Origin of the sequence: Bradyrhizobium sp. CCBAU 45394, from assembly GCF_028128655.1 — a bacterium.
Taxonomy (GTDB): domain Bacteria; phylum Pseudomonadota; class Alphaproteobacteria; order Rhizobiales; family Xanthobacteraceae; genus Bradyrhizobium; species Bradyrhizobium diazoefficiens.
On the sequence record NZ_LBIX01000012.1, the window covers coordinates 386,778 to 399,469 of the forward strand.

Genomic DNA, 12,692 nt, shown 5'->3' on the forward strand with positions numbered 1-12,692 from the left:
CGATGCGCAAGGTCTCTCGCCTGTCCCGCTTCAATATCGCCTCGCTCGCGCTGGGGCTGGCGTTCCTCTATCTGCCGATCCTCATTCTCGTCATCTATTCCTTCAACGCCTCGCGGCTGGTGACGGTGTGGGGCGGCTGGTCGCTGCGCTGGTATCACGAGTTCTTCAATGACCGCGCGATGATCGAGGCGGCCTGGATGAGCCTGCGGGTCGCGGTCTCCTCGGCGAGCATCGCCACGCTGCTCGGCACGCTCGCCGCAGTGGCGCTGTCGCGCGGCGAGAGGTTCCGCGGCCGGACACTGTTCTCCGGCATGCTCTATGCGCCGCTGGTGATGCCGGAGGTGATCACCGGACTGTCGCTGCTGCTCTTGTTCGTCGCGCTGAACGCCGAGCGCGGCTTCTGGACGGTGACGATCGCCCATACCACGCTGACGATGTGCTTCGTCGCCGTGGTCGTGCAGTCCCGCCTCGGCTCGCTGGACCGCTCGCTGGAAGAGGCGGCGATGGACCTCGGCTGCAATCCGGTGCGCGCGTTCGCGGCCGTCACGCTGCCGTTGATCGCGCCCGCGATCGTCGCCGGCTGGATGCTGGCCTTCACGCTGTCGCTCGATGATCTCGTGATCGCGAGCTTCACCACCGGTCCGGGCTCGGCCACCTTGCCGATCCGGATCTATTCCGAGGTGCGCCTTGGCGTGAAGCCCGAGATCAACGCGATCTGCACGCTGGTGATCGGCCTGATCGCGGTCGTCATCGTGATTGCTTCGCTCGCTTCGAAGCTGTCGAGCTCGCAGGGCGAGAGCGCGGCGCCGCTGTAGCCGTTCGTGCAGCGTGCCATCCACGCGCCGAGCCTTGTATTGCGGCGCCGAGCTGGCGCAGCGCGAGGCTGTCGAGCGGAAACTCGAGCAGGATGTGGATCAGGCTCAGCGCCAGCAGGAAGGTGAAGCCGAACGCATAGTCGTAGAAATAAAGCGCGGTGGATGCAGCGCTGGCGGCGGCCATCGCTGCCAGCCGGGCCTTCGGCACCTCGGTCCAGCGGATCACGTCGGCTTTGATGAACCAGTTGAGGTAGTGATAGGTGTAGACGAAGGCGAGCAGGCTGGTCAGCCTGGTGTCGAGGACGAGGCCGGGCACACCGAACAGCCGGCCGAGAGCCGGGCCCACATTTCCGAAATAATCCTGGCCGACCCGGGCAAAGCTCGCGATCCGGATTTCGGCGGTCTGCGGCAGCAGCAGGATCGTGGCAATTGCGGCGAGGTAGACGACCACCAGCGTGGCCTGCACGCGGCTGCCGGACCGATAGGCGCCGAGCATCATGAAGATCAGCGTGAACAGCGAGACGTGAACGAGCGTCGGGATCAGGATGCCGATCACGGCGAGCGACGATCCGCTCGAATACATGATCGCGGACAGGGCGATCGCCGCCATGAACAGCAGCATGCTCTCGACCGCGGATGTGGTCGCCGCCAGCATGGCGCAGACGATCAGCGCGCCCCACATCGCGAAGCCGAACCACGAGGCGTTGTCGATCAGCGCCGCGACCACGGCGACGATTGCCAGGGCTACGGCAATCCCGCGGTGAGGCAGATAGTAGCTGCGGTCATGCAGCCAGGATATCTCGGTGAAATAATGCGCCGGGCCGAGCACGACATAGGCCAGCAGCAACAGCTCGAACGGCACCAGATAGGCTGCCGCGAGCGCGAGCAGCATCAGGCCGAGATGGATCGCGTCGTTGCCGCGCATGATGACGAGCCCGTGACAGGGCTTCGAGGTTAGAGCAGGCGTGGACAATCTTCAATTGTCCACGTTGTCGCTCGAACGCACTGCTTGCGGCGACCGGATGCGTCCTGTCGCGTCAGGACTTCACTGCACCCGCGGTGAGCCCGCCGACCATGTAGCGGCGGAAGGCGTAGTAGATCGCGGCCGGTGGCAGCGCGTAGATGAAGCCGGTGGTCATCAACAGCTCCCACGGCGAATCGTCGGCGGCGAGGAAGTTGCCGAGCGCGACGGGCAGCGTGATCTCGCGGTCGTTGGAGAGCAGCAGGAACGCGTAGAGATATTCGTTCCAGGCGAGCAGCACCGCATAGGTGCCGATTGCGACCAGCGAGGGCATCATCAGCGGCAGATAGACCAGCCGGAAGATCTGGAGCGTCGTCGCGCCGTCCATCACGGCGGCTTCATCCAGCTCGACCGGCAGCTTGTCGGAGGCCTGCTTCAGCACCCAGATCGCGTAAGGGCTGGCGATCGTCACCATGGCCAGGATCAGCGACCAGTGATTGTTCAGGAGGCCGTAATTACCCATGGTGCGGTACATCGGAACGGCGAGGAACGCCGCGGGGATGAAATAGGTGAAGAGCGCCAGGTTCATCACGATGCGCCCACCGGGCACCCGCAGCCGCGAGATCGAGAACGCGGCGGCGGTGGCGATGAACAGCGTCAGCACGCCGACCGACGCCGCGATCACCAGCGAGTTCCAGAACTGCACATAGAAGTCGCGCAGGAAGTAGTGCTGCTGCTTGAACACGATCTCGAAGTTGTGCAGCGTCGGATGGTCGGGCCACAGCTTGCCCGAGAACGCGTCCTCCTTCGGGGAGATCGCGAACAGGAACATGTGATAGATCGGCACCATCGTCCAGATGAAGACGGGAATGCCGATCAGCAGCAACCGCGCTTCGGTCGCGACTTCGCGTAAGGAGGGAAGCTTCATCGCGACAACCGTTTCATCATGAAGTACACGAGCGGCAGGACGAACGGCATCGCACAGACGATCGATGCCATTGCCAGCGAGAGCTGGTCGAGCCGGAGATAGCGGATGCCGAGCGTCGCCAGCACATGCGTGAGGTCGGCCGGGCCACCGCCGGTGAGGAGGTAGACGCTGTTGAAATCGCCGAGCGTCCAGATCATCGAAAGCAGCGTGCAGGTGATGTAGAGCGTCTGCATCGACGGCCAGGTGATGAAGCGGAACTTCTGCCACCAGCTCGCGCCATCCACCTCGGCGGCCTCGAACAGATCGTGCGGTATCGCAAGGCGTCCGGTGATCAGGATCAGCGTCCAGAACGGCAGCGACTTCCAGATGTGGACGCCGATCGCCATGGTCAGCGCCACCGTCGGGTCGTTCAGCCAGTTCGGGCCGTCGTCACCGGTGAACGAGAAGATGAGGTGGTTGATCACGCCCCATTCGGGATTGAGCATGAAGCGCACGGACAGGATGGTCGGGATCGACGGCACCGCCCAGGGCAGGATGAAGATCACCGAGAGCCATTTGATCCAGGTGCGCTGCTGGGCGAAGAAGCCGGACAGGAACAGCGCGATCAGCATCTTGATGTTGATGCCGATGACCAGGAAGATCAGCGTGTTGACCGCGGCGCGCGCGAAGATCGGGTCGTTGTAGAGCGCGACATAGTTCGCCGGCGCCCGCGCCAGCCACAGCCCGTAGCAGACGGGATAGACGACGAAGGCGAGGAAAACCAGCAGATAGGGCGCGAGCAGCGCGATGCCCCAGACCTGCGCCGGAGTCAGCCGCGACGACAAGGGCGGCGCGGGGATTGCCTGATCGCCAGAGAGCGTGATCGCCATTCTTTTCGGACTCTTCAAAGAGATGCCGGCCGCGAAACGCGGCCGGTGTTGTTCTTATACCTCTCCCCGCAAAGCGGGGAGAGGGAAAGGATGAATTAACCCGCGACCTGCTTGATGCGGGCGATCAGTTCGTCGACGGCCTTGTCGACCGGGACCTTCTCGCTGACGACCCGGTTCATCGCCTTGGCCCACACGTTCTCGTTGTTGAGGATCGTGAACTTCCAGTTCTTGGTGAAGTCGAACGCGGCGGTGCCGCCGGTGAACTGGGCGTAGACCGCCTTGCGGTGCTTGTCGGCCTGCCAGAATGGGCTGGCCTGGCTTTCCTTGGTCACCGGGAACCAGCGGCCGAGCGCGCCCTCGATATAGGGACGGACGTTGTCTTCCTGGAGCAGGAAGCTGATGAACTGCTTGGCCTCGGCCTTGTTCTTGGCCGCGGTGAAGACCAGCCCGGTCTTGACGTCGGAGCGGTAGCGGATGGTCGACCCGTCAGGCGCCTTCGGGAAGGACGCCGTGACGATGTCCTGCTCATAGGCCTTCTTGCCGGCCTCGCGCTGCTCGGGCGTGAGCGCCTGGTTCTGGGAGTCCTCGTACCACTTCGCCGCGATCGAGATCGTGAAGTTGTGGGTCATCACGATGGTCTTGTTGTGGAATGCGACGTTGTTGTCCGGATCCTTCCAGGTCGTGGACGAGGGCGGGGTGCAGCCCTTGATGTAGGTGTCGGTGTAGTCCTTCATCGCCTTGATCAGGTTCTCGCGGACCTTGGGATCGTCGACCAGCAGCTTGCCGTCGTCGTCGACCAGCTTGACGTGGTAGGCGTCCATGAAGGTGTAGAACGACTGGAAGGCGTCGGTGGATTCCACGCCCATCGGCTGGCCGACGGCGTAGATGCGCTGGCCGGTGGCCTTGCGGATCCCCGGCTGCACCTTGTCGCACCAGAACGACCAGTAGCCTTCCCAGTCGGTCGGGATGTCGGCGAGCTTGAAGCCGGCCTTCTCCAGCATGTCGTTCCAGATCTGGACGTGCATGCTCTGCTGCTTCAGCGGGAAGCCGTAATAGGCCTTCTTCTTGGTGACGTCGTTATAGAGGATCGACGCATCCAGCGTGTTCTGCACGAACCGATCCTTGATCGGCTCCATGACATCGGTGAGGTCCTCGAGCTTGCCCTCGTAGGCCCACTTGCCCTGCGCCTGCACGTCATAAGAGTCGGAATAGGCAACATCGGGCACGGTGCCGGCATCGAGCGCGGCGACCGTCTTCGGAATCATGTCCTGAATCGCGTACTGCGACAATTCGACCTTGATGCCGGTCTTGGCTTCGAACTTCTTGATCGTCTCGATCAGCGCGTCGTCTTCGGAGCGGTAGAAGCCCTTGCCCCACCAGACCGTAATCGTCTTCTGCTGCGCAAATGCGGGTGCAGCGGCTGCGAACAGCCCGGCCGCAGCGACCGCCAGTGTGACTGCGCCAATAACCTTGGATCTCACGTTTTTCTCCCTCAAACGGCCGGTGTTTTTAACCGGTCGTATAAAACACTAGCGCATGGCCGTCAGCCGATCTAGCGGCATGTTGTCAGACCTAGGTCGTGGGGACGGCGCCTGTGGAGATGATTAACGTGCGCATCGATCCAATCGCCGCATCAATTAGCGGCAATCAATTCGGGTTCTGCGTTCTGATCGCCTGACCATGTGCATCCGTACCTGCTCGCGACTGGCGAAGCCCGGCCTTGTAAGCGGTATGAGGACTGAACGCAACGCAGTCGGCTGGCCACACTATGGTGCTGCGGCCGGAGGACGCAAAATGCCTCTGAAAACACGGCGGGGCTGATCCGAGGAACTTCCGGTTCGACAGGGGAACGGTCTTGCAGCGCTGCGCTGCCGACCTATTAGCGTTTCCTCTTCAGGCCCGCCGAATCGAGTTTGCCTGAGCGGATCGGGGCTTCGGCTTGTCTTGCCCGCGCGTCCCGGAAGGCGTGTGCCACGCCTCGAGAAGCATCTTGAGAAACTGGCTCGCGTGAGGAGATAGTGTGGTCCCGTGCCTGCGCACGATTCCGATCGTCCGCGACACCTCCGGCTCGATCAATCGAACGGTGTGAATGATGGGGTGACCGGCGGCGGGCGTCGCAAGCTTCGGCAGCACCGCGATGCCGAGTCCCGCTTCGACGAGGCCAAGCGAACCGGAGAGGTGAGCGACCTCATAGGACCAGTTCAGCTGCAGGCCGTGTCGCGCGAGCGCATTGTCGATCAGCGCGCGATTGCCGCTGTTGCGACCGACGGTGATGACCCGGTGTGACACAATCTCTGACCAGCTGACCCGTTTGCGCGATGCCAACGGATGGTCATGACGGCAGGCCAGGACGAAGGGGTCCTCAACCAGTTTCTCGAATTCGATCTCGGCATGCGAAGCACCGATGAAATTGATGCCGAAGTCGGCTTCTCCGCGCGCGACCGCTTCCAATCCTTCATTGGCACCGATGTCCAGAATCCGGATGCGAATGCGTGGATACGTTTCGGCAAACCGGCCGATCGCACGCGGCAGGAAATAGAACACCGCTGTCGGCACCGCAGCCACCGAGACCAGGCCCGAACTTCGCGCGCCGATATCGTGGATGGCGAGCACCGAGGTCTCGAACTCGTCGATGAGGCGGCGCACCTTCGGCAGGAAATCACGGCCGGTCATGGTGAGATTGACGTGACGCGTCGAGCGTTCGAGCAGCGGCGCACCGAGGCTTTCTTCCAGCTTCTGAATGCGTCGGCTCAGCGCCGGCTGCGACAGGTTCAGCGCCCTGGCGGTGCGCACGAAGCTTCCCGTCTCCGCCACGGTGATGAACGCCTTGAGGTCGAGAAGTTCTGCGTTCATGGCAAGCTCCATTGTATCGATAATCGGAATAATACATCAGATATTTGCATTTCACAAAAGAGTTCTGTCGAGGGATGCTCCGGATCGAGCGAAGTTGTCGCGAACGGAACAGCTCCATGAACGATCAGATTGCCATTCCCTGTGTGGTCATGCGCGGGGGCACCTCGCGCGGGCCGTTCTTCCTGGCCCGCGATCTTCCGGCCGACCCCAAACTGCGCGACGCGATCCTGCTATCTGTGATGGGAGGGGGGCACGATCTTGGAATCGACGGGATCGGCGGCGGCAATGCCGTTATCAACAAGGTCGCGATCGTTGGACCGGCATCGGTGCCAGGCGCCGATGTCGACTACCTGTTCGCCCAGGTGCGTGTTCGTGAAGGCATCGTCGATACCTCCCCGAACTGCGGAAACATGCTCGCGGGGGTGGGGCCATTCGCAATCGAAGCCGGCCTGGTCGCCGCCGCCGCGGATCGCACCCATGTGCGGATCCACAATGTTAACACCGGCAAGCTGATTGACGCGACCGTTCCGACCCCCGCAGGGCGCGTGACTTACGACGGCGAGGCGCGGATCGACGGCGTACCGGGAACGGCCGCGCCGATCGAGCTGTCGTTCCCCGACGCGGCCGGCGCAAGCACTGGTCGTCTCCTGCCCACCGGACGACCGGTCGATCGCATCGAAGGGATCGATGTGACCTGCATCGACGCGGCGATGCCCGTTATGCTGGTCCGCGCGGCGGATCTGGGGTGGACCGGCCGTGAGGCTCCCTCGGACTTCGCCGACGGCGGCTTTCGCGCGCGCCTCGAAACTTTGCGCATCGAGGCCGGATGCCGGATGGGCTTTCCAAATTCCGCGACAATGGTGATTCCGAAGCCGGTTCTGATTGCGCGCGGAGGCGAGGCGACGTTGAGCACCAGGTATTTCATGCCGCATGACTGCCATAACGCGCTGGCGGTGACCGGCGCTGTCGCGATCGCGACGGCATGCGTCACGCCCGGGACGATCGCGGCAGAGATGGTCGGACCATTGGCGCCGCCGGTGCCGATCACCCTCGCCCATCCCTCCGGCCAGCTCGTGGTTCGGCTGGAGCCCGGCCCGGTTGCCCGGGTGCTGCGGACGGCCCGGCGAATCTTCGAGGGCCACGTCTTCGCCCGTCGATCGCACGTACCTCATTTGGTGCTGGCGGCCTGAAGCCGGACTGCTTTTAAACCTCAAGAATAACACAAGGGAGAAACGAGAATGCAGATGCGAGCGCCGGCTGGGTCCGCGAGCAGCGAGCCGCGAAAGCCGTTCTACCGGATTCTCTACGTCCAGGTGCTGATCGGTCTCATGCTGGGTGTCTTCACGGGCCATTTCTGGCCCGAATTCGGCGCCGCGCTGAAGCCCTTTGGCGACGGCTTCGTCAAGCTGGTCAAGATGATGATCGCGCCGATCGTATTCTGCACCATCGTGAGCGGCATCAACAGCATCAGCGATTCCCGCGAGGTCGGCCGCGCGCTGGTGAAATCCATGGCGCTGTTCTACCTGCTGACCGTGCTCGCGTTGCTGGCCGGGCTGATCGCCGTGTCACAGATCCAGCCGGGCGTTGGCATGCATGTGTCCGTCAATACGCTGGATCCGTCGGTGGCCGCGAAATTTACCAAGCAGGCAGGTGCGACCGGATTTGCGGACTTCATGCTGCACATCATCCCGCACTCCTTCTTTGGAGCGTTCGCCGATGGCGAAGTGCTGCCGGTGTTGCTCGTCTCCATCCTGATCGCCTTTGGCCTGAGCCGTGCCGGCGATGGCGGCGTTGTGGTGACGAAAGCGGTCGAGTCGTTCTCACAAGTGCTGTTTGTGTCCTTCGGCTTCATCATGAAGCTCGCTCCGCTCGGTGCCTTTGGGGCCATGGCGTTCACCGTGGGGCGCTACGGCATCCGATCGATCGGCTCGCTCGGACTGCTGATTCTGACCTTCTATATCGCCTGCTCTGTCTTCGTGGTCGTCGTGCTTGGGACGCTGGCGCGGCTGAACGGCTTCAGCCTGTGGAAGACGATCCGCTACTTCAAAGAAGAGCTGCTGATCGTGCTCGGCACGTCGTCGTCGGAGCCGGCGCTGCCGGGCGCGCTGCGCAAGCTGGAGCAGCTCGGATGCCGGAAAGGCGTGTCAGGGCTCGTGTTGCCGTTGGGCTATTCCTTCAATCTGGACGGCAGCGCCATTTACCTCACCCTGGCGTCCATCTTCATCGCGCAAGCCTGCGACATTCATCTGTCGTGGGGGCAGATCGCGGCGATGCTCGGCCTGATGCTGCTGACGTCCAAAGGGGCGGCAGGTGTCACCGGCAGCGGCTTCGTTGCGCTTGTCGCGACCCTCTCCGTCATGCCGGATCTGCCCGTGACCGGCGTGGCGCTGCTCGTCGGCATCGACCGCTTCATGTCGGAAGCGCGGGCGCTGACCAGCATGATCAGCAACTGTGTCGCGGCCATCACTATTTCGCTGTGGGAGGATGCCTGTGATCGCGAAGTATTGGCCCGTGAACTGGGGCAGAGCGTCACGCGCGAGGTCGCGGCGGGGACGGCGATCGGCGGAGCAACCGTGGTGCAGGAGAACGAGAGCTGGATTTCGACGACGCAATCGGCCGCTTGAACCCGAAGAGAGCGACGCCGATCACTCTAGTTGGACTTGGCGTTTTCCTTGGCGTTCTCCGCCGTCGGCGAGTCTGCCGGGGCGGGACGCTTGCCGGTGCCGGTGATGCGCTCGATCGCGGAGCGCACGGCGTCGCCCGCCTTGCGGTCCTTGAGCATGTCGAGCAGGGGCGCGGACGCGGGCGAGCGGCGGATCAGGCTTTCCGGATCGGGAAAGATCAGGGGATCATCCCAGGGGCCCTGCACCACGAAGGGCAATTCGAAGCCGGAGGCGCTGTTGAGGCTCGCCACGCCCTTCATGTCGTATTCGCGCGTCGGCACCGAGGCGGTGCCGGTCATCGTGATCTTCGCCGCCGGTCCTTCGACGCGGATGTCCTCGGCGGTAGCGACCCCGTCGGAGAATTTCACCGCGATGGTGAGATTGTCGTAAGGCGTCGAGCCGTTGCGGAAATTGCCGCCACCGGACAGCGGCCGGCGCTCCAGCCGCTTCAGGAGCTGTTCGGCATTGAAGCCCGAGATCGCGCCGTCATGCCCGGTGACGGTGGCGCTGCCGTCGAGCGACTGCACGAGGCCGAACGGGCTCGATCCGGAGGCAACGAGGGAGACGTTGATGTTGCCGCGGCCGGACAGCTTGTTGAGGCCGAACAGTTCGGAGGCGCAGGCCTGGAGGTCGACGTCGGTGAACTGGAATTGCGCCTTGATGTCGGCGACGGTGTCGGCGCGCGCGATGCCGAACGAGCCCTTGGCGATACCGCCATAGACCTGGGCCTCGCCCACCGAGAGCGCCAGCGTGCCGTTGCGCAAATTGGCGCCGATCGCGGTGCGGCCGAGCTTCGACGGCCCGACCGTCAGCCGCGCCGCCGACAGGCGCATGTCGAGGTCGGTGGTCGAGAGCCCGTTGAGATCGAACAGCTGCCTGTTCCAGTCGCGCGCGCCGCTCGCGAGCAGGCGGAAGGTCGAGATATAGGGCGTGAAGTCGAGCGCGTCGGCGGCGAGCGTCGCCTGGAGCGTCTGCCGGCCGTTGTTGGCGTAGGTCATGACGCCCTCGGCGGCGTTGCCGTCGAGCTCGACATTGACGTTGGTAAGCGCGATCGAGGCGCCGACGACATTGGCGCGTGCCTTCAGCGCGAAACGGCCGAAGCCGCCGCTGCCGGGCTGCGGCTGGCCGGTCCAGCGCAGTGCGTTGCGCAAGGACGGGCTGTCGATCGTGAGCGTGCCTTCCATCATCGGGCTGGTGCGGTTGGCGACGCTGCCGTCGAAGGCGAGCTTGAGCGGGGCGCTGGCGATCCGCGCCTTCACGCCGGAACGGTCGCCGGAGAGGGCGGCGACGAAGTCGGCGAAGCTGATCGAGCCGTCGACGCGTTCGCCGCGCCAGTCGAACTGGCCGGTCGCGGCGAAGGAGCGCGAGATCGAGGGCCAGGCCAGCGACAGGTCGATGTCGTCGAACTGCTCGGTGGCGTGCGTGGCGGCGTCCTCGTAATTGAGCACGCCGTCCTGGATCCGGATCTCGGAGAACGAGACCTGATTTTCGGCGCCGGGCTTCATGGTGCGCGCAATGGTCTGGATGAAGGGCGTCCAGTTGCTCTCGCCGTCCGGCTTCAGGCTGACATGGATGCGCGGCCGCAGCAGCGTCAGGTCGGCGATCTCGAACCGTTGCAGCAGCAGCGGCAGCAGCCGCAGATTGGCGGTGAGCACGTCGACACGGAGCGCGGGGTCGCTGGTGCCGCCGCCCTTCAGGCCGACGTCATGGAAGGAGATGTAGCTCGCCGGCAGCACCGAGATGTCGATGGGGCCTGCGACACTGAGCTCGAGCCCGGTGACGTCGCGGATCTGCGCTTCCACGGCCTTGCGCAGCGCGTCGCGGTTGATGAGCCAGGAGGTCGCGATCAGGGCGATCAGCGCGACGCCGAGCAGCGCCGCGATCGGCGTCCCGAGGCGCTTCATTCCTTGGGCCATGGTCAATGGCGTGTCCTGATCGGGTTGGTCGTTGGAGCCAAAGGGGCGGGCCGGGAAACCCGCGCGCCCCACGCCCAAGCCTTGTTACGTCACAAGTCCTGTTATGTTAAGTGCCGCAACTTGATGGGTTTTCTTGTCGCTTTCAAGGCCGGGGGCGATCCTGCCCACGGCGTGGGCAGCTTCTACCACCGCCCCGCGGAGCGGAGAACCCCGTATCATTGACGGCTTCGGACGATTTCGCCTAATAATCGCCGCCAATAAGGCGCGACGCCCGCAAGCCGAAGGTTCAGTCGAGGTTTTTGCATGAACAAGGTCTATCCCGACGCCAAGTCGGCTCTCGACGGCATTTTGAAAGACAACATGATGATCATGTCGGGCGGCTTCGGCCTCTGCGGCATCGCCGAGGAGCTGTCGGACGCGATCCGGGAGTCCGGCGTCAAGGGGCTGACGGTCGTCTCCAACAATGCCGGCGTCGACGGCATCGGGCTCAGCCGCCTCCTGGAAACCCGGCAGATCAAGAAGATGATCTCGTCCTATGTCGGCGAGAACAAGCTGTTCGCCCAGCAGTTCCTGGCCGGCGAGCTGGAACTCGAATTCAACCCGCAGGGCACGCTGGCCGAGCGCATCCGCGCCGGCGGCGCCGGAATCCCGGCCTTCTACACCAAGACCGGCGTCGGCACGCTGATCGCCGAAGGCAAGGAAGTGAAGGAGTTCGACGGCGAGAAGTACCTGATGGAGCGCGGCCTGTTCGCCGACCTCGCCATCGTGCACGCCTGGAAGGGCGATACCGCCGGCAACCTCATTTACCGCAAGACCGCGCGCAACTTTAACCCGATGATGGCGACCGCCGCCAAGATCACGGTGGCCGAGGTCGAGCATCTGGTTCCGGCCGGTGAACTCAATCCCGACCACATCCACACGCCCGGCATTTTCGTGAAGCGCATCGTCGAGGTCGGCACGGCCAAGAAGCGCATCGAATTCCGCAACACCCGCCCGCGCACCGCCGCTTAAGCGTCAGGAGACTCACATGGCCTGGACCCGTGAACAGATGGCTGCGCGCGCCGCCAAGGAACTGCGTGACGGCTACTACGTCAATCTCGGCATCGGCATCCCGACGCTGGTCTCGAACTTCATCCCCGATGGTGTCGACGTCAGCCTCCAGAGCGAGAACGGCATGCTCGGCATGGGCCCGTTCCCCTATGAGGACGAGGTGGATGCCGACCTCATCAATGCCGGCAAGCAGACCGTGAGCGAGCTGCCCTCGACCTCGTATTTCTCGAGCGCGGATTCCTTCGGCATGATCCGCGGCGGCCACATGGATCTGTCGATCCTCGGCGCCATGCAGGTGGCCCAGAACGGCGATCTCGCCAACTGGATGATCCCCGGCAAGATGGTCAAGGGCATGGGCGGCGCGATGGATCTCGTCGCCGGCGTCAAGCGCGTCGTCGTTGTGATGGAGCATTCCGCCAAGGACGGCTCGAAGCTCCTGAAGAAGTGCAATTTGCCGCTGACCGGCGAGCGCGTGGTCGACATGGTCGTCACTGATCTCGCCGTCTTCACCATCGACAAGCACGGCGACGGCGGCATGGCGCTGATCGAGCTCGCCGACGGCGTCTCGCTCGACGAGGTCAAGGCCAAGACCGAGGCCGAATTCCGCGTCGCGCTGAAGAACACATAAGGTCGTCGC

Annotated in this window: 11 protein-coding genes; 5 read left to right on the top strand and 6 right to left on the bottom strand. The window is 63.8% G+C overall.

Going from position 1 to position 12,692, the window contains the following annotated elements; translation table 11 throughout:
- The first annotated feature begins 2 nt into the window (after positions 1-2).
- A complete protein-coding gene (locus tag WN73_RS09005; RefSeq protein ID WP_161536533.1) occupies positions 3-815 on the top strand; it encodes an ABC transporter permease in 813 nt (270 codons plus the stop codon).
- Here the strand turns inward: WN73_RS09005 and WN73_RS09010 are convergent.
- The 5 genes from WN73_RS09010 to WN73_RS09030 all read right to left on the bottom strand — a co-directional run bounded on the left by WN73_RS09010 (position 748) and on the right by WN73_RS09030 (position 6,438).
- Positions 748-1,788: a hypothetical protein gene (locus tag WN73_RS09010; RefSeq protein ID WP_271552425.1), complete on the bottom strand. Its 1,041-nt coding sequence runs from the start codon at positions 1,786-1,788 to the stop codon at positions 748-750. The genes WN73_RS09005 and WN73_RS09010 overlap by 68 nt on opposite strands.
- A 64-nt stretch (positions 1,789-1,852) precedes the next feature.
- On the bottom strand, positions 1,853-2,704 hold the full coding sequence (locus WN73_RS09015) for a carbohydrate ABC transporter permease (protein ID WP_011089838.1): 852 nt from the start codon (positions 2,702-2,704) through the stop codon (positions 1,853-1,855).
- Complete coding sequence (locus WN73_RS09020) at positions 2,701-3,573, bottom strand: carbohydrate ABC transporter permease (protein ID WP_092186871.1); 873 nt, start codon at positions 3,571-3,573, stop codon at positions 2,701-2,703. The genes WN73_RS09015 and WN73_RS09020 overlap by 4 nt, the downstream gene beginning before the upstream one ends.
- A 95-nt stretch (positions 3,574-3,668) precedes the next feature.
- Positions 3,669-5,054, bottom strand: coding sequence for an ABC transporter substrate-binding protein (locus tag WN73_RS09025; RefSeq protein ID WP_011089836.1), 1,386 nt, complete (start codon positions 5,052-5,054; stop codon positions 3,669-3,671).
- Between the two features lie 412 nt (positions 5,055-5,466).
- On the bottom strand, positions 5,467-6,438 hold the full coding sequence (locus tag WN73_RS09030; protein WP_161536532.1) for a LysR family transcriptional regulator: 972 nt from the start codon (positions 6,436-6,438) through the stop codon (positions 5,467-5,469).
- 104 nt (positions 6,439-6,542) lie between these two features.
- Here WN73_RS09030 and WN73_RS09035 point away from each other — a divergent pair, with 104 nt between their 5' ends.
- Positions 6,543-7,616 carry a 4-oxalomesaconate tautomerase gene (locus tag WN73_RS09035; protein WP_028173037.1) on the top strand — a complete coding sequence of 358 codons (1,074 nt, stop codon included), beginning with the start codon at positions 6,543-6,545 and terminating at the stop codon, positions 7,614-7,616.
- A gap of 48 nt (positions 7,617-7,664) precedes the next feature.
- Positions 7,665-9,050, top strand: a complete 1,386-nt coding sequence (dctA, locus tag WN73_RS09040; protein WP_060910273.1) for a C4-dicarboxylate transporter DctA — start codon at positions 7,665-7,667, stop codon at positions 9,048-9,050.
- A gap of 26 nt (positions 9,051-9,076) precedes the next feature.
- Here the strand turns inward: dctA and WN73_RS09045 are convergent, their stop codons facing one another.
- The gene (locus tag WN73_RS09045) at positions 9,077-11,005 is read right to left on the bottom strand and encodes an AsmA family protein (RefSeq protein ID WP_161537175.1); all 1,929 of its coding nucleotides are present in this window, start codon (positions 11,003-11,005) and stop codon (positions 9,077-9,079) included.
- 303 nt (positions 11,006-11,308) lie between these two features.
- Here WN73_RS09045 and WN73_RS09050 point away from each other — a divergent pair, with 303 nt between their 5' ends.
- Positions 11,309-12,016: a CoA transferase subunit A gene (locus WN73_RS09050; RefSeq protein WP_011089830.1), complete on the top strand. Its 708-nt coding sequence runs from the start codon at positions 11,309-11,311 to the stop codon at positions 12,014-12,016.
- A 16-nt stretch (positions 12,017-12,032) separates the two neighbouring features.
- The gene (locus WN73_RS09055) at positions 12,033-12,683 is read left to right on the top strand and encodes a 3-oxoacid CoA-transferase subunit B (protein WP_011089829.1); all 651 of its coding nucleotides are present in this window, start codon (positions 12,033-12,035) and stop codon (positions 12,681-12,683) included.
- The last annotated feature ends 9 nt before the right edge of the window (positions 12,684-12,692 follow it).